Source organism: Labilibaculum euxinicum, assembly GCF_963678175.1.
Classification (GTDB): domain Bacteria; phylum Bacteroidota; class Bacteroidia; order Bacteroidales; family Marinifilaceae; genus Labilibaculum; species Labilibaculum euxinus.
Map to the genome: position 1 here is coordinate 3,442,074 of NZ_OY782756.1, position 18,286 is coordinate 3,460,359.

16 protein-coding genes are annotated in these 18,286 nt (G+C 36.4%); 4 read left to right on the top strand and 12 right to left on the bottom strand.

Going from position 1 to position 18,286, the window contains the following annotated elements:
* Nucleotides 1–47: 47 nt before the first annotated feature.
* From ACY0M5_RS13755 to ACY0M5_RS13765, 3 genes are all read left to right on the top strand, one after another.
* Nucleotides 48–503: a methionine-R-sulfoxide reductase gene (locus ACY0M5_RS13755; RefSeq protein WP_461629535.1), complete on the top strand. Its 456-nt coding sequence runs from the start codon at nt 48–50 to the stop codon at nt 501–503.
* A 329-nt stretch (nt 504–832) separates the two neighbouring features.
* Nucleotides 833–1,438, top strand: coding sequence for a MarC family protein (locus ACY0M5_RS13760; protein ID WP_124994224.1), 606 nt, complete (start codon nt 833–835; stop codon nt 1,436–1,438).
* Nucleotides 1,439–1,538: 100 nt separating this feature from the next.
* Nucleotides 1,539–2,282 (top strand): sulfite exporter TauE/SafE family protein, encoded by a 744-nt coding sequence (locus ACY0M5_RS13765; RefSeq protein WP_124994225.1) that lies wholly within the window; start codon nt 1,539–1,541, stop codon nt 2,280–2,282.
* 88 nt (nt 2,283–2,370) lie between these two features.
* On the opposite strand, the gene ACY0M5_RS13770 is transcribed toward ACY0M5_RS13765, so the two are convergent.
* From ACY0M5_RS13770 to ACY0M5_RS13820, 11 genes are all read right to left on the bottom strand, one after another.
* A complete protein-coding gene (locus tag ACY0M5_RS13770; protein WP_461629536.1) occupies nt 2,371–4,836 on the bottom strand; it encodes a TonB-dependent receptor in 2,466 nt (821 codons plus the stop codon).
* 204 nt (nt 4,837–5,040) lie between these two features.
* Nucleotides 5,041–5,892: a patatin-like phospholipase family protein gene (locus ACY0M5_RS13775; protein WP_461629537.1), complete on the bottom strand. Its 852-nt coding sequence runs from the start codon at nt 5,890–5,892 to the stop codon at nt 5,041–5,043.
* An 18-nt stretch (nt 5,893–5,910) separates the two neighbouring features.
* Nucleotides 5,911–6,645 carry a lysophospholipid acyltransferase family protein gene (locus tag ACY0M5_RS13780; RefSeq protein ID WP_124994228.1) on the bottom strand — a complete coding sequence of 245 codons (735 nt, stop codon included), beginning with the start codon at nt 6,643–6,645 and terminating at the stop codon, nt 5,911–5,913.
* Between the two features lie 297 nt (nt 6,646–6,942).
* Nucleotides 6,943–7,638 (bottom strand): SIMPL domain-containing protein, encoded by a 696-nt coding sequence (locus ACY0M5_RS13785; RefSeq protein WP_461629538.1) that lies wholly within the window; start codon nt 7,636–7,638, stop codon nt 6,943–6,945.
* Nucleotides 7,639–7,879: 241 nt separating this feature from the next.
* Nucleotides 7,880–8,140, bottom strand: coding sequence for a zinc ribbon domain-containing protein (locus ACY0M5_RS13790; RefSeq protein ID WP_156196420.1), 261 nt, complete (start codon nt 8,138–8,140; stop codon nt 7,880–7,882).
* A gap of 48 nt (nt 8,141–8,188) precedes the next feature.
* The gene (locus ACY0M5_RS13795; protein ID WP_461629539.1) at nt 8,189–9,730 is read right to left on the bottom strand and encodes a KamA family radical SAM protein; all 1,542 of its coding nucleotides are present in this window, start codon (nt 9,728–9,730) and stop codon (nt 8,189–8,191) included.
* Nucleotides 9,731–10,109: 379 nt separating this feature from the next.
* Nucleotides 10,110–10,757: an HAD family hydrolase gene (locus ACY0M5_RS13800; RefSeq protein WP_461629540.1), complete on the bottom strand. Its 648-nt coding sequence runs from the start codon at nt 10,755–10,757 to the stop codon at nt 10,110–10,112.
* The gene (locus ACY0M5_RS13805; protein WP_461629541.1) at nt 10,744–11,361 is read right to left on the bottom strand and encodes a sugar O-acetyltransferase; all 618 of its coding nucleotides are present in this window, start codon (nt 11,359–11,361) and stop codon (nt 10,744–10,746) included. The genes ACY0M5_RS13800 and ACY0M5_RS13805 overlap by 14 nt, the downstream gene beginning before the upstream one ends.
* A gap of 407 nt (nt 11,362–11,768) precedes the next feature.
* The gene (locus tag ACY0M5_RS13810; protein WP_156196416.1) at nt 11,769–12,227 is read right to left on the bottom strand and encodes a ferritin-like domain-containing protein; all 459 of its coding nucleotides are present in this window, start codon (nt 12,225–12,227) and stop codon (nt 11,769–11,771) included.
* A 12-nt stretch (nt 12,228–12,239) separates the two neighbouring features.
* Complete coding sequence (gene gltA, locus ACY0M5_RS13815; RefSeq protein ID WP_461629542.1) at nt 12,240–13,742, bottom strand: NADPH-dependent glutamate synthase; 1,503 nt, start codon at nt 13,740–13,742, stop codon at nt 12,240–12,242.
* A 23-nt stretch (nt 13,743–13,765) separates the two neighbouring features.
* Entirely contained in the window at nt 13,766–14,584 is an 819-nt protein-coding gene (locus tag ACY0M5_RS13820) for a sulfide/dihydroorotate dehydrogenase-like FAD/NAD-binding protein (protein ID WP_124994235.1), read from the bottom strand.
* A gap of 594 nt (nt 14,585–15,178) precedes the next feature.
* Between ACY0M5_RS13820 and ACY0M5_RS13825 the strand changes: the two genes are divergently transcribed.
* Nucleotides 15,179–15,925, top strand: coding sequence for a hypothetical protein (locus ACY0M5_RS13825; RefSeq protein ID WP_124994236.1), 747 nt, complete (start codon nt 15,179–15,181; stop codon nt 15,923–15,925).
* 504 nt (nt 15,926–16,429) lie between these two features.
* Here the strand turns inward: ACY0M5_RS13825 and ACY0M5_RS13830 are convergent.
* Nucleotides 16,430–18,220 carry a pentapeptide repeat-containing protein gene (locus ACY0M5_RS13830; RefSeq protein ID WP_461629543.1) on the bottom strand — a complete coding sequence of 597 codons (1,791 nt, stop codon included), beginning with the start codon at nt 18,218–18,220 and terminating at the stop codon, nt 16,430–16,432.
* Between the last annotated feature and the right edge of the window lie 66 nt (nt 18,221–18,286).

Below are 18,286 nucleotides of genomic sequence, written 5' to 3' on the forward strand. Positions count from 1 at the left end.
TCATTTTTCAATTAACTTTAGAATCATTAAAAATAAGGAGGCGAATTATGAAAAGATATATCATTTTACTTGGACTTATCCTTTTTGTTAGTAACAATCTATTAGCACAAAAAGCAATGACAAAAGATAAATACAACACACTTAGCGAAGATGAAAAAAGAGTAATTATTGATAAAGGAACCGAATATCCGGGAACCGGAAAGTATTTACACAATAAAGCAAAAGGTGTTTATACCTGCAAGCAATGCAATGCTGAACTTTATCGATCGGACAGTAAGTTCGAATCAAATTGTGGATGGCCTAGCTTCGATGATGAGATTGATGGTGCTGTGAAACACATTCCTGATGCAGATGGAAGACGTACAGAAATTGTTTGTGCTAATTGCAATGGACACCTTGGTCATGTATTCACTGGAGAGGGATTCACAAAAAAAAATACCCGGCATTGCGTCAACAGCATCTCCCTAAATTTCATACCATCGGAGGAGATCAAGAAGAAATAACAGAACATATAATTGTAAAAAAGACTTACCTGAGGTAAGTCTTTTTTTGCATAAACTACTAATACCTCCACTTCCTCCTTAAAATATTTCAGCTAAGTTTAGAGGCAAATTCAAAAAAAGATATATCTTCGCGAAAGTTTAAAATTTTAACATCATTATTGTTCTTCTGTTTTATTTTAAACATGCACATCAATTTTACAATTATTTTTCACAACAACAGCTTGCTAAAGTAAGAAGTTAGAAAGTCTGAACTTACTCATTCGATTAAAAAATTTGTAAGTTTATCCGAGAATCAATAGCTACACTTACAAGTCCAAAATTTTATTGTCATGAATTTCAATTTTATTCAAATCATCACCTCTTCAATGGTTCTTTTCGCAGTAATAGATATTATTGGATCCATTCCAATCATTGTAGATTTACAGAAAAAAGGAGGTAAAATTGAAGCCCTAAAAGCAACTCTTGTTGCACTTGGTGTTCTAATAGCCTTTTCTTTTTTAGGAGAAAAACTTCTTGGCCTTTTTGGTGTTGATATTTCAAGCTTTGCAATTGCAGGTTCATTTATTCTATTTATTATGGGTGTAGAAATGGCTTTGGGAATCGAGATTATTAAGTATGATGGTCCCAGTGGTGTTTCAATTGTTCCTATTGCCTTTCCTTTGGTTGCCGGAGCAGGTTCATTTACAACTGTTCTTGCATTGCGTGCCGAATATGCAATGGAAAACCTAATTGCTGCCATTGTATTAAATATGATATTTGTTTACATCGTACTGCGATCAACCAATCTTGTTGAGCGCATTATTGGCGAAGGTGGAATTCATATTTTGCGTAAAGTTTTTGGAATTATTTTACTGGCCATTTCGGTAAAGCTGTTTATGACTAATGTAGCCATACAAATTCATTCTTTATTCCCTTTCCTCAAGGAAGCTTTATAACATTTCTCAGAAAGGAATTTTAAGCATATTTAACGCTCAACATATTGTTGAATCCACTAACTTTGTATCATTCAACTACAAATTATTAATTGGTTTTCTAATGCATGACATTACCATAATTCAGATCATTCTTTGCACTATCGTTATCCTTTCAGCAGCATTTATAAAAGGGATGACTGGTTTTGGATTTGCATTACTGGCAATCCCATTTCTTTCTTTCATTTTCCCCATGCAGGTATTGGTTCCTGCCATGAGTTTATTCAATTTAATTACCAGTCTGGTGATCCTGTTTAAACTTCAGGAAAAAATAAGGGCATACTATTTTATTCCCATGTTTATTGCTAGTTTAGGAGGAATTCCTTTAGGTATTTATGCTCTTGAATATGTTAGCAGCGATACTTTACGACTCATAACCGGAATTCTAATTATCCTATTTTCGATACAAATGTTAGGCAAGGTGAAATTGGCCAAACGCTTTTTAAATTTGCCAATTGTTTTTGCTGGTTTCATAAGCGGTCTTTTGGGCAGCGCCATATCTGTAGGTGGTCCTCCATTGGTTATTGCAATGAATCGTAAAGGCTATTCAAAAGAAAGGTTCCGGGGTGTATTTGCCTGGTTCAGTACTTTCTCAGCCTTTTTCACAACAGCAGCCTTTTTAATGAAAGGCATGATTGAAATGGAATCTGTAAATCTTGCTCTTTTCTGCCTGCCCATTTTATTTTTCGGATCGCATTTTGGAGCTAAGTTTTCCGGGAAAATTGAGCCTGAAAAATTCCGGAAAATAGTGATTGGGATCAACATCATTACAGGATCCTTCATTGTAATTTCAGCTCTTATCAAATAACAGTCAGTTAATTAACAATCAAATGTTTCCCATAAAAAAACTCACGAAATTAATTCCGTGAGTTTCTTCAATATTTCGTTAATCGCTTTTACATTTCAAATTCTTCCACATCAACCCCGCCTTCTGATCCTCGTTCACGCTTCATTTTATAATTGTTAATTTTAAAACTTAATTTCAAATTAAATGTTGGTGATTTATGACTAAACCGGCTAAAGTTGTAAAAATTATCCCCTTCGTATAAGGTTTCATGTTTTGCTGTTCCAAAAATATCGCGAACCTGAAAAGTAGCAGACAGCCTGCGTTTCATGAAATCGCGTTTTAAAGCTGCTGATGTTGTAAAGAACCCCTTGCGTTTCCCTTGAGCCCAGTTCGTTTCTGATTGATAGTTCGCAGTAAACTGAACCCGTGTTTTCGGATCAAAAATAATGGTTGAATTATTCCTAAGACTCCAATTGTAACTTTTCGTTGAGAAATCCTTATAAATATCCTCATCGGATGAATTGGTTAGCGTAAAATCACCTTCTTCTTTGTAGTGATAGAAATTCCCTATTAAATCGTTCTTAAACCATTTGCCAAAAGATAAATTTATGGTTGCTTCCATACCTAAAGAATAATCATTACCTACATTAACAGAAGTACTCTTCATTACGTTCCCCTGCTCTTCCCAAGGATATCTAACACTTTCTATTTTATTGTGAGTGACTTTATAATAAGTTTCAAAAGTCACCGACTGATCTCCAAAACGTTTCGAATAAGCCAACTCGTAAGAGTCAATATATTCCGGGTTTAAATCAGGATTTCCTTGTCGCACATTGTAGGCATCTGTCCAGGTAACAAAAGGCTCCAACCAATAACCTCTCGGACGTTGAATTCGTCTGGTATAACTTGCCATTAGCTGATTGTCTGATCCCAAATCCATTTGTGTATGAATGGTTGGAAAGAAATCCCACCGTTTAATAGTGAAAATCTCAGATTCATCTTTAAAATCGATTTCCCGATTTGTATATTCAGATCTGAAGCCCAGTTGGTAACCAAACTTTCCAATTTTTGAAGCATAAGTTGTATACAAACCATGCACCTGCTGATCGTAAGTTACATCATGACTGTATAATGGCTGAGGCTCATATTGTTTGCTTACAACATTATAATCCTCTTGCTTCGTATCTGCCTCACTGGAGCGAATCTGACCTTGGTATCCGAGTTCAAACTTTGCATCCTTTCCCAGTGGCAAAGTATAATCGGAACGAATCTCCCATCTGGTTCCAGGCCCATCCTCAGTTGCAATTTTCCCGGATGTTTGATTGCCATTAGCATCAAACAATTCGTTGGTTGACTGCTCATCACCACTTCCGCGATGCGAATAAGTCACCTGAGAAGCCAACTGATGACCTTTACCACTAAATTTTCTGGTGTACGAAAAGTTTGAATTCACGAAAGTCATTTCTTTCTCCCAAAGATCTTCACTATCGTATAAAATTCTTTCCGGATCATTACTGTCAAACTCCTGATAATCCAAAACAGACCCCCGTTCCATGTCTCTGTTTCCGTACCGGAAGCCAAACGAAATTTGATTTTTAGAATCTATATCAAAATCGAAACCAGTACGAATGCCATAACCCAAACGCTTCATTTTAGCTTCACCATCCGATAACACAGAACTTGTAACACCCTCATAAATGGTTCTGTTTTCGGTTTTAGTTGTCCCTTCGAACTGACGGTTGCTGTAATCCAATCCTAAATTCCAATTCCATTTCTTCTTGCGGTAATTAATTAAAATATCACCGCTTCTGTTTTCCTGACTACCCATTGATAAGTTAGCCACTCCATTCAATCCCTTCTCTGTATTCTTTTTTGTGATAATATTGATAATTCCAGCCGTTCCTTCCGGATCGTATTTCGCTGAAGGGTTGGTAATAATTTCGATATTCTCGATTACACTTGCGGGCATTTGCTGCAAAATATCCGATGCATCCAAAATAGAAGGTTTTCCATCCACCAAAACAGTAAAATTTGAATTACCCCGAAGGCTTACATTCCCTTCAATATCCACACTAACAGATGGAACATTCTCCAAAACATCAACAGCCGTTCCGCTGGCAGCAGTAATTTGCCGGCTAACAGGAATTACCTTTTTATCGATTTGATACTGCACGGGAGCGCGTTCAGAAGTTACAACAACTTCGTTTAATGCTTCGCTTGCCTGTCGTAAGTTCACAATCTTTAAATCAGCCAGATTTCTGTTTCTATCGATAGGAATATTTCGAACGATGGCTTTGTTATAACCAATAAAAGTAATTTCAACGAAGTATTTTCCAGGCTTCATCTTTGCAAGCTCGAAAGCCCCTTTTTCATCTGTAATGGTTCCGTCAATAAGGCTTGAGTCGGCCATATTGTAAACAGAAACCGTTGCGTATTCAACAGGAATATCCATAGCATTGTCCATCACAATACCTTTTATTACTCCGCCTTTCATTTCCGGTTTTAAAACCGGTTCCTCTGCCTTAGCTGATATTACTATAAAGCTTAAGCAGATCAGAAGAATTAATCGATTCATTTAAATTGAATTATGAGTTTTATAAATTGTCCAGACAAACTTACCATTCAAAAGCCAAAAACATCCACGAAATTTTATTTTTAGATTTTCGTTAACATTTGGGCGATCAAAAAGCCTATTAGCCGGACTATCATTCCTCTCTATAGACAATAAAAAAGGCAAAAGGTTTAAAAAGAAAATTATTTTTCCGATCAGAGGATCAAATTACAGAAGATTCCATTTTTCAATTGCAATTCGCCCCATTTCCCGTCCCAGTTCGTAATCTGTTACCAGTGTGGCATAATCTTGAGTGAATCGCTTTGTTTTGAAACTTTCGGGGGGACAAATATCTAAAATCTGAAGGTTTTGCGGTGGATTTTGAATAAAATCGATTGATGAATTGTAATTGTCCGGACGATTCAACAATGCTTTCACCAAACCCGGATGTTTTCGAAAGAGCAAACGTCCCAATTTCGATTCCATTCCTTTTTTCATCCGAAAAGAATTTGGACGGGAACGAATCACCATAATTTTAACAGCTCCCTTTTCCACTGCTCTTTGAATTGGAATGGGTGCAGAAACGCCTCCATCTGAAACTATTTGGCCGTCTATTTTCAAAAAATTGCGATAAAAAAGAGGAACTGTACAGCTGGCCTTCATCACATGACTAAGGCTTTCTGCATCAGGTTTGATAAAAACCGAACGACCATCTGAGTTCATGGTAACTCCAATTTCAAAATCAGGATTGTTGGCAAACATCACATCCAGATCAATAGGCAGTTCGCGGGTAGTGATATCCCATGACCAATCTAGATCCATTAAATGTCCACCTGCCAAAAACTTCTTCCAACTGATGTATTCAGGTCGTAAAGAATAATCTGTAAACATCTTAAAATTTCTCTTTCTCTGCCTGGAAAGATATGTGGCCGCATTAACTGCTCCGGCGGAAACACCCAATACAGAGTGAAAAGGATAGAATTCCATCTCTATAAACTGATCCAAAACACCCGCAGCAAAAATACCGCGCATTGCACCACCTTCCACTACCAATGCTGTTTTGTTGTTTTGGTTCATCATTGAGCTTTTCCTTAGTATTTATTGATTCAATTCTTTCTTAATCAAAGCTTCAACCATTTTGGTTAGTTCAATTGCAGTGTAAGCTGCAGGCTCAATAGGGTCTAAAACCTTATATCTAACCTTAGCTCCCAAACACAAGGGGAACATTCCTTTTTCTTCAATTTTATAATTTCCATCAACCACAAAAGGAACAACTAACGCATTTGGTGCGGCCTGAAGTAAAGCTTCTATTCCACCAGCTTTAAAAGGTTTCATCACTCCTGTTTTACTTCTGGTTCCCTCGGGAAAAATACTGGCTGCATAATTGTTTTCTGCGATTAACTGACCCAACTTATAAATTTCAGGTATTGCCTGAGCTCTGTTCTTTCTATCGATTAAGGCGGCTCCCGAATGGCGAAGATTATAAGACACACTCGGAATGTTTTTAGCCAATTCCTTTTTTGAAATGAACTTTGGATGGTGTTTTCTGAAAATCCAGACAATTGGCGGTATGTCGTATACTCCCTGATGATTGGAAACAATGATTAACGGCCGGTCGGTTGGTAAATTAACTTTTGGCAATGATGTAATACGAACGCCTAAAAACACAACCACGCGCATTAAAAAAAAGTTTAAAACATCAACCGAACTCTTGTGAGCCTGATAGCCAAACAACTTGTGACAAATTACCTGTATTGGATGAAAAATTACCAACAACAACAAGAAAAGAATGTAAAATATAAAGCTGAGAATATAAGACAGGATCTTAATCATTTATTTTCGATTTTGTATTTCTCCACAAAAGAACAAAAAAAACATTTATAGATAAAGTGTTGCGGGAAAAATTGATGAATTGCCACTATAAATATCACAATCCAATCGATAACTGAAATGAAAATATTAACCACAAAGAACTCGAAACACTGCACAAAGTATCACAAAGCGTCTGTTTCTTTTCCCTTGTGTGTATTTGTGATTGCCACATTTTTCCTACACGACAAATGCCTTTTCTGAAACATAAAAAAAGATCCCTGTATTCATAGGGATCTTACTGTTTCTTTCCGGTTAATTCTATTCCAAAGCAAAGCTGATCATCACTGAATATTCCAATTTAATTTTCTGAAAATCAAGATCAGGAACACCCTTAGCCGATTCAAAGTTTTCACTTTTCACCCGCATCATTGTATTTACCATTTGTCGGCCATAGGGCGAAGAAACTTCATTGATGTAAATGGCTTTCCCCACTTTTTGTCCGATTGCCTCGGCCAGAGCTACAGCTTTTTCTTTACCTGCTATAACAGCATTTATTTTAACCTGCTTGCGATACTTCTCAATTTCGGAATGATCCACTCTCAAAATACTGATATTTGATATCTTGATTTTATCCAACTCAACAAACACCTTTCCTAGTGTTTTAGAATCGTGTACCAACAGCTCAAAATCTTTCGATTTCTTCATATCGGCACGTTGAAAAAAGTGATTCTGCAAATTACTGGCAAAATCAGATACCGAAAGCTGCTCCTCCAAATTGATACCGGCCTTTTTTAAAGCCACAAACATTTGCTTTTCCAATACTTCAATGCTTTCCTTGTTCTTGGTGTCCTCCTCATCCAAATGAATGTTTAAATAAATTTCATCGGGAACGACCTCTAATTCTGCCAATCCTTTTACTTCAATGTAGTTTTGATCGATAAAGTTTTTCTGAGCTTGTGCCATTGCACTCCAGCTAAGGAAAACAGCCAATAGTAGTATTACATTTCTTTTCATCTGTTTATAATTTTAAGTTTTTGTCAGATGGAACTTACCACATAATCATCTCCCTGTGTGCAGAAAGCTTTATACGTGGACGTTTCATGCGCTTATAATTTTTTGTATGAATGTTATTTTTTACAAGGTTTTAGTAAACAAATACCGTGCTAAGAAGTATTCTTTATTCAAAATAAGATGAATTATATGCAGTTTAGTTGCGTCCAGACTTTACTAAAAAACAATATTCTAACAAATCTCACTACTTCTTCCATCTTTCCAAACGTCCCATACCTCGGGTAAACAACCAGGAAATAAGCTTCGAATGTCCGCCTTCCATCATCTTTTGTTTGCAGAAATTCTGAAAGTCGTGAAGCGTTCCGGTATAAAGAAACTCTCCGTTCGCGTAACAGTAGCTGCAGTATTTCAAATTTTTACTTCCATCGGCATTGGTGCCGCCAGCCTGTGGGTCTTTTTTCATGGGCATTCCACAACTCTGACACATTTTATATACTTTATCCATATTTTATAATTTACAAATTATTTATTAGTTACAGTTTTTTTCATATTCTCAGTCAAAACGCTTTTTGCAATAGTTCGATTTTTTAAACTGTTTATCAATTTCATCGGATATAACTACCGGATTAGTTAGGGGCATACTCTTGTCTCTTACATCATATTCCAACAGTTTCGATTTTTTTATTTTTTCAAATTTAGGTAATTTCGTTCTGTTTGTTGTTTCAATATGCCTCCCATTGTTATCTACAACTATTAGTTTGGGAACAAACACGCCCTTTTTTCCAATAAAATTGTCCATAATTCGAACCCCATTCTCAAACTCCTCATATGTTGTTCTGCCAAGAGCTTCGTATTTTGAGAGTTCTTTCCCATCCCATGTATGCACCATGGCGTAACTTTCCGAGATTTTATCGTCAATATCGAACTCTTTATGAAAAGTATCATGACCGGAAGGCATTAATATCACCTTTCCGCCCCCGCCTTCAATATTACCTGCATATTTTGGCATAGTAATACCAGATATCCATCCTTGCAGATGTTTCATGTATATTTTACCAATTTGAATTGGGGTAATGAAATGAACAATTCCTTTTTCTTTGTGGCATTGCAACAAATAATAGGGATGAATGCCAATCCAAAACATTCGAGTAAAAGTTAGAGCCAGTGTTTTATAATAGTCGTTTACATGGTTCAATAAAACGGTTTGATTTCGGATTGTAAATCCATGATTACGGATTTTCTTTGCTGCAATTGCCAAATCCTTTGTTATTTCATGATAATGATTGATATGAGTCATGAAATATACATACTTATCGGGGCCATCATTAAATTTGTTTGCTGAAAACTTAATTAATTCCAACAATTCATCGGTTATTCCCATGGGCATCACAACAGGAACTCTGGTAGCTATTCTTATCACACGAATATGCGGTATCCTGCTTAATTCTTCCAATACATACTGCAATCTGCCTCTGCTTATCATCAGTGCATCGCCACCGGTTACAAGTACCTCGTCTATGTTTTTATTATATCCTATATAAAACAAACCCTTATTTATTTCGGTATGACTCACATTAGCACAACTATTTAAGGATTTTGCTCTTTGGCAATGCACACAATACGAAGCACAACTTGTATTTGCAGCAACAAAAAGGGCTAATCTGTTTGGATACCGTTGATAAGCGGCACCGTAACTGCGCGATTTCTCATCCATAGCTCCTTCGAGTCCGGTATCGGGGAATAATAAATTGGCAGGAGTAGGCACGGACTGCCAAAAAACAGGATCGAGCCGTTTTTTCGATTTTTCGCCCGGCAGCATCTTCGGATTAAACGGATCGGCCTGCATCAGTGAAGCATAGTAAGGTGTAATCCGCAAAGCTTCTTTTCCTTCTTTATTTAATACCGTTAAGGTTCTTCTAATTTCACTTTCCTGAAGAGAGTTTAATTTGATTACCCTTTTCAGCTGCTCAACACTGCGTATTGTATTTTTTATCTGCCAGTCGGCATCATACCACTGTTCCCCCGTCACATTTTTCCACAATTCAATGGTGTTAAACTTTCTTGCTTCGTAAAATATGTCTTCTTTTGGATGCATTGTTTCAACTCGTTTTGTGTTTGTTTCTTCTTATAATTACCGGAGGGCCGACGATATACTATAAGTTACACAAAAACTTAGATCGTTACAATATTAACCGATCAATACAACAACTATATTCCTGTAAATGATGATGGAGGCTTCTTATTTGGCTTTCAATTTTAGATCGATCAGCTTTTCACATTTTCTAAATCATTGGAGTCTGCCATAGTGAAGTAGAAACATCCTTAAAACAAATTAATTTACGATTCACAACAAATATTAAGCTCTGGTTTGAAGCACTCAACAGCCTTTAATTTAGGAAAAACAGCAATTACCCCTATGCTTTACTACCTGCAACTCACACAAAAAAACAGGAATTTACCACCGATGATCAAATTTAAATTCTGGAATTTATCCAATCGGTAAAATCACCGGTACTATAAAATAATTCTTCCGGATTCAGCTCTGCAAGTTTCTCCGGTTCGGCTGAAAGTGCCCATGCTGCAGCTGCAATTGGAATGCCGGCATTTTTACAAACAACAATATCACTTGGAGCATCGCCAACATAAATTACTTCATTCTTGTTTACATCCTTAAAGTAATTTAAAACAGCAGTGATTCCTTCCGGCTTTCGCGGCCCAAATGAATGACCGGTTTCAATTGTTTCAAATAAATGAGCAATACCAAATTTCTGTAATGAAATAATTGTACTGTGTTTTCCTTTGCCGGTAACCATGGCAAGCCTTATTTTTCTATCTTTTAAATCGGCCAACAGGTTTGTTATTCCATTAAAAGGTGTTGGACACATTTCGTGCAGTTGCTCATAATAACGCAAGTAACGCGAAATGCCTTCCTCGTAATTGTTGGGAGCCAATGCCATTATCGTTCCTTCCTCCGAAGGACCGAAGGTTGCAATTATTTCTTCATCAGAAATTGATCTGCCAATAAGCGGTTCTATTGATTTTTTGAAAGCTTTAATACACAATGGCAAAGTATCGCCGATGGTTCCGTCGAGGTCAAAAATTACAGCTTTAATCTTCTCCATGCGATCTGTTTTGCTCATTTATTTTTCGGATTACTTTACATGGATTTCCAACCGCCACACAATTTTCGGGAATCGATTTGATCACAACACTTCCTGCTCCTATCACCGAATTTTTTCCGATTGTTACTCCTGGCAAAATAATCACACCTCCGCCGATCCATACATTGTCCTCAATTTTTACGGGCAGTGCATAGGTTCTAAAGAATGGAAGTTCTGAACCTGGATTCCAATCAGTTACCAGACGCTCGTTTACATCTGTTGAATGAGTTGCCGTATATATCTGCACATTGGAGGCAATCAACACATTGTTTCCAATTTCAATTTTATTACAATCAACAAATGTGCAGTTGATATTGATAATTACGTTGCTGCCAACAAAAATATGCTTGCCGTAATCGCAGTAAAATGGCGTATCAATATTTACATTATCACCTAGCTCCCCAAACAATTCGCACAAAATATTCTTTCGGTTTTCGGCATCGGTACTTTCTGTCGAATTATAGCTTTTGGTTAATTTCCGCGCCTTGTGTATCAGACTTTGATTTTCCTCGTTGGATGTGTTAAAGACTTCACCATCCAAACATTTTTGCATTTCAGTTTTCATTTCATTTGTTTTTGGAATTCAAAAATAGAGAAGAACAGCCAATTAATTTTTCATCTATCTTAAAATCATCCATTCGCCCGTATGGTACTTAAATGTTGTTGGGTCATCCCCAAATAGGAAGCAATAAATGTATTTCATGGCGTTGTCACAATTCAATTTTCATTTGTAATAACTGAATGCCTGTATTGTACAGGAAAAACGACAAGATACTAAAGCAAAGTTTTGTTGTGCCTTTTTTATATGATCATCCTTAACTCAAAACCATACTTTTTAAAAGTGTTATGAAAAACCATCTGGTTTTCAAACTTTTCCTCTATTGTCCCCAAGGCATAGCTTCGAAGTATTCTCTTCAAATAAAAAAAGCTACAACTCAATGCTGCAGCTCTTCCTTATTAAGTTTTCTAATTCTAATTTTCTGTTAGAATATTATTATCGTATTCCACTTCAAAACGAAGTTTGTGTTTTGCTTCTTCCTGAGCAAGCATAAGGAATAATTTTTTCGACGGTTCATCTGTAGCTGCTGAAGCAAGATCATTATACAATCTAAAAGCGATTTTCTCCTTTTTCATGGCAAGAATCAAAGCTTCCTGATAAGTAATATTCGATTTATCAACATCTACATCCAGTAAATAATCCGCAATTTTTAAATCGGCAATTTTAGCCTCCGAAACCTGATATTTTTTTCCATTCTTAATTGCCTCCAATTTAGCTCGATGACCAAGTTCTTCCAAAGCATATTGCTCAAAAGTATCCTTCATCTCCTGATGTTTCATTTTACCAGCAAGTTCGGTATAAAAATCAGCAGCCATTTGCTCTTCATTAATGGCAAAATCTAAAATATCTTCAAGTGAATTAAACTCTTTCATTTTTTCTAATTTTTAGTGTTCCACTTTATTGGATAAATATTTTTCCTGCAAATAGATATTCATGTTTTTAGCCGCTTTTCTGCCATCTCCCATTGCAAGAATAACTGTAGCACCGCCGCGAACAATATCTCCACCTGCAAATACTTCAGGAATTGACGATTGCATTTTATCTTTAACAACTTCAATCGTTCCCCATTTCGAAACCTCCAAGCCTTCCACCGAATTTGGAATCAATGGATTTGGAGAAACTCCTACGGCAACCACAACTACTGTTGCATCAATCGTATATTCAGAACCTTCCATAGGAATTGGTCTTCTTCTACCCGATGCATCAGGTTCGCCTAATTCCATTTTCTGAACCTTGATTTGCTTCACACGACTATTTTCGTCAGCAATGTATTCAATTGGGTTCGTTAAGGTAAGAAATTCGATTCCCTCCTGTTTGGCATGATGAACTTCCTCAACACGGGCAGGCATTTCTTCTTCAGAACGACGGTAAACAATAATTGCTCTTTCAGCACCTAATCGTTTTGCAGTACGAACCGAATCCATAGCAGTATTACCACCGCCAACAACCACAACATTTTTACCACGCAATATTGGCGTATCCGATTCTTCCGAATCAGCTCCCATCAAATTTACACGGGTTAAATACTCATTTGATGACATAATTCCGTTCGAATTTTCACCAGGAATATTCATGAAACGAGGCAAGCCAGCACCGCTACCTACATAAAATGCTTTATATCCTTCTTCTCTTAAATCATCTAAACTTGCGGTTTGGCCTACAATATAGTTGGTGATGAATTTCACACCCATCCGGCGTAAATTTTCAATTTCTACATCAACAACAGCATTTGGCAAACGGAATTCAGGAATACCATATTTTAAAACACCACCAATTTCGTGAAGTGCTTCGAAAACAGTTACATCGTAACCCAATTTAGCCATATCGCCGGCAAAAGACAAACCTGATGGTCCGGAACCGATAACAGCTACTTTAACACCATTTGATTCTGCCAATTCAGGAACAGAAATTACACCGGATTCTCTTTCAAAATCAGCGGCAAAACGCTCCAAATGACCAATTGCTACAGAAGGCAGATTCAATTTTTCAACATAAAAGCATCTCTGTTCACATTGAACTTCCTGCGGACAAACACGACCACAAACAGCTGGTAACGCACTGGTTTCTTTTAAAACCGAGGCGGCTTCCAAAATATTCCCGCGCTCAATATTTTTAATAAATTTGGGAATATTGATGCTTACCGGGCATCCTTCCATACAAGTTGGATTTACGCAATCCATACAACGTGTTGCCTCTAACATTGCCTGCTCTTTAGTCAGACCTACATTCACCTCAACGCGCTGAGATTTAATTCGCTCTTCAGGAGCCATTTCTGTCATCTCCACCCTTTCAATCGCCATACGATCTTTGGCTTTTGTCAGTTTTTGAAGTTCGACTCTCCACTCTTGTTTACGCTCGTTTTTTATATATTCTTCAGACCTTTCCATTGTCCTGTTTTGTCTTTAGTTGATTAATTTTGAAAATGATCCATTTTGTCATTTTCTTCTTCCTTGTAACCGCCTAATCTCGACATCATTTCGTCAAAATCAATTTTATGCGCATCAAACTCAGGTCCATCTACGCAAGTAAATTTAGTTTTACCATCAACGGTAACTCTGCATGCTCCGCACATACCGGTTCCGTCAACCATAATACTATTCAAACTCGCCATAGTAGGAATTTCATATTTCTTGGTCAGCAAGGAACAGAATTTCATCATTACAGCAGGACCAATGGTGATACACTCATCCACTTTTTCACGCTTAATAACCTCTTCCATACCTTCAGTAACCAAACCTTTTCTTCCATATGAACCATCATCTGTCATAACGATAAGTTCATCAGAATGTTTGCGCATTTCTTCCTCCAGAATCAACAGATCTTTCGATCTTGCAGCAATAACTGTAACAACACGATTACCAGCTTTCTTATATCCTTCAACAATTGGAAGCAGTGGTGCAACACCAACACCGCCACCGCAGCAAAGCACAGTGCCAACATTATGAATTTCAGTTGGTTTTCCCAACGGGCCAACCAAATCGGTTACATAATCACCAACTTCAAGATTACACAACTTGGTAGACGACACACCCATTTTTTGAACGATAATGGTAATGGTTCCCCTGGAAACATCAGCACCAGCAATGGTTAAAGGGATACGTTCCCCTTTTTCACCTACCCGTACAATTACAAAATTACCTGGTTTGCGGGCCTTAGCAATTAAAGGTGCCTCAACCACAATTTTCACTACTTTTTCTGAAAAATTCTCTTTTTCAACTATCTTGTTCATTACTTTTCATTAAATAAATGACTGAATAAAATGCTAAATAACTGCAATACCACAACTCAAACAATCTGATTCGCAATCGATTCCATTCTGGTACTACAGCACATATTTATAATTCAAAAGTATAAAGAACTAGGATTCCAGCCTAGCCAAATACATATAAATTAGCTTGGCAAAACACTTTAGATTCAATATAAATAGGTAATATGTTCACTTGTTCGATGTTCATATCATTACCAATAAATCTCCTTTTCGATTCGTTAATTTGAGAATCTACCCGTATTGTAAATTTTCACCTAATCACATGTTAGATAGACATTTTCAATGTATTTCCTTAAAAAATAAAAAATACCCGGGACACTTAGGTGAACATATTTTCGGATACTGAGACAAAGCCCGATGCAGTAAACCGGAAAATGAATAAATATTATTTATTTAACAAATAATTATATTTTTTACATAACTTCAACACTTATTCATTAGTTGATGGCTAATAAATGATCATTTTACATTGATTAGGATGTAGAAAATTAATAAAGATAAACGTGAAGAGAGATTTGTGATGTAAGATTTATAAACACTTTAAAATCCAGACTTATGTCAGATCAAAAAGACTTATTAGATCTCTTACCAGAGATAAAAGCTGTTCCTAAAGAACAGATTAAACAATGCGATATGCCGGTGGGGATTTATTTGCATGAATGTGAAAAACTGCATACACGTGCAAGTGCCGATTTGCCGCAACTAACTGCTGTAGGCATGACTGCCGAACTGCTGGCAAAATTATTGCCTTACACGGGTGCTTTGCGAACTGCTGAAAGTAACTGGGCAGAGCTAAACACCATACGCGAAGAAAACAAGGAAGCCTGGAAGGCTGAATGGCCAGCTTTTCTTGAATTCCGTACCGATTTAATCGAGAATATGGATTTTGCTTACCGTAACAACGAGGCTTTATTAAAAAAATTGGCGGTAATTAAACAAGGTGACTCTCATGCTGATGCTATTCAGGATATGGCGAACCTTTCGGTATTAGGAAAAGCAAATCTAGCGCCGCTTGAGGCTATTTATTATGATATAACCTTAATTGATAAGGCCGCCGAAGACGCTGACAGAATGAGTGGTCTGCTTGGAGCCGTTAACGGTCATATGTATGTGGATGATGAAATTAAAGTGATTCGCGATCAGGCTTTTACATTAACAAAGCAAGTAGTGGATGAAATTCGTAAGTACGGTCGTTTTGTATTTCGTAAAGATCCCGATCACGCAAAATCTTATTCGAGCAAATACAGCAGAGATAAAAGCAGTGCTTACAGAAAAAAGCTGGCTGAACAAGCTCAGGAATAAAACCTGATAGTACAATCAAGAAAAGAGAAGCTCATCACTTCTCTTTTTTTTGTGCCCTGATCTCAAATTCTTTGTGCCGATTGTCTCTTTAGCTGTTCAGTTCGCTGTTTGATTGATTCCGTTTACGGCCCTCCCCTTCAGTTCACTGCCTGGCCTCATCCGTGCGTTGTTTCACCTGCTCCGTTCGCAACTTGAGTTGCTCCGTTACCGAACGGAAGGGTATCCACACCGAACGGAGCACCTCGCTATGCGAACGGAGCAACTCAAGTTGCGAACTGAAAGGGTCAAGTGGCGAACGGTAAACTATCCATGCCGAACGGAGATGGTCAAGTGGCGAACTGGTGGGGTGCGGTGCGTAATTTTATTGCTTTTTCCTCCTTTTTTGGGAGAAGAGGTCGTTTACATATTCTTAATTGTCATGAAGAAAATACCCCAAACCCCTAAAGGGGCTTATTGGCAGCGTTTCTGAAAGTCCCCTTCAGGGGATTTAGGGGTAGTTTACTATTAATTCTTATATTTTCTAAAAGCAGTAATGGTTTGATAGATACCATAGGCAATAGCTATTTTTCCGAGAATGAAAATTGAACTACTAAGCCAACTTGTTGTTTTACTATCGTTAAAAAGATCTTTAAGACCACTCGGTAACCACAGGTAATTAATAAATCCTTCTCTATTTGTTTCGATGCTTAGGAAAAAGACATCGCCAATACCATCACGACTCATAATGAATAATCCATAAAACAATATCCAAGCAACAAGAGTAAAGGTCAATCCTCTAAACCAACTTAATCCGTTTTTGTTTGATATGGTGTTTAGGTTTAATAGTAATAATTCTCCTATTGGGTATGATTTGAAAATAGAACGATTGACAAACCATTTAGAAAGAGATGTGCATGTAAGTGCTGATAATATTAAATACGAGATTATAACACTATAAAAATGACGAGTGATATATATTATCAATACAGCCACGATTGTAAGAAATATTAATCGTAAAATTTCTCTAAAATAATTACCATCTGTTAATTCGTTACGGTACAAAGCCATTTCTTTAGCCTTATAATTCAATCCATCTATATTATTGCCGCTTTTAAATGCTGAATCTTTTAATAATCGTGCAGTTTTTCTATCTAAAATCGTTTTTGCATTGGTATTTTCAACCTCTATTAATCCCGTGTTTAGAGCACTTTTAAATGTTATTTCTTCAATATCATCTTGATTATCTTCAAGCATTATGGCACCGTCATTATATACCGATGTGAAATCCAATCGTTTAATTTTTGATTCGTAAATTCTAAATAAAGCACCTTTTTGAATATGGGCAAAACAAGCTTCCAGTATATCAATTTCACAGTTTTCAAAGTCTATTCTGCCAGATATTTTAGCTCCTCTGAAAGTGATTGTTTTAATAATATTTGGAGTCCCGTCCAAAGAATCACCCTCTTTAGAATGAGCAGTGAATAGGATATTACCACCTATCACAGTATCATAAAAACAGATTGATACTTCAAAGTGCGTTTTACGGAAGAGAATATTACCATGAAACTTCGCATCACCAAAATAACAAGCTCTATTAAATTTACTGTAAGATAAATCAACATCTTTGTGAAATTCAGAATATCTAAAATCTATAAATGGAGTATCTCTTCTAGGATCAGTTTTAAATTCTATGCTCTGTCCATGAAAATTACCTTTAAAGATGGAATTATCAAAAGAGACTTCATGTGTATCGAATATTACTTTATTAAAATATACATCTTCATTAAATATACACCTATCAAAATTTGAGTTGCGAATAAATTTAACGTTTTGGAAGTTTGCATATTTTGTAAATAAACAGTTACTAAATGAGGCATATCCATCAAATGTAGAGTCTTCAAAATTGACAGATTCATGAAATTTTGTATTCTGAAAAAATCCAGAATGTATCAGACTATTTCGACAATCTATTTTTACTTTAACCTCATGATTGTATTTGTTCCCAAAGCCATTATTAATAAAACAATCCAATTTTTCACCTTTATCATTTGCCTTTAATATATCAGATAAATTTTTAAGAGAGGGCTTACCTCCAATTGATGAAGTATTAATAATACAGTTTGAAAGATCAATACGTTTAGAAAAAGGCCTATATTCTTTATTGTAATCAATCTCTTGCTGTTCAAACTGATATTTTATCCAGACTATAATTTTTGTAGGTGTGTTCAATTCGTGTCTACTAACGCCATCTTCACCTTTAATTTCTTTAATGTCAGAAATACTAGTTCTCTCAATCAGAAGATCCTTTTTATTCATACAATTACCATTTTGATATATTCCCTTTTTTTGATCTATCAAATTTAACGATAAATTGAAGACGAA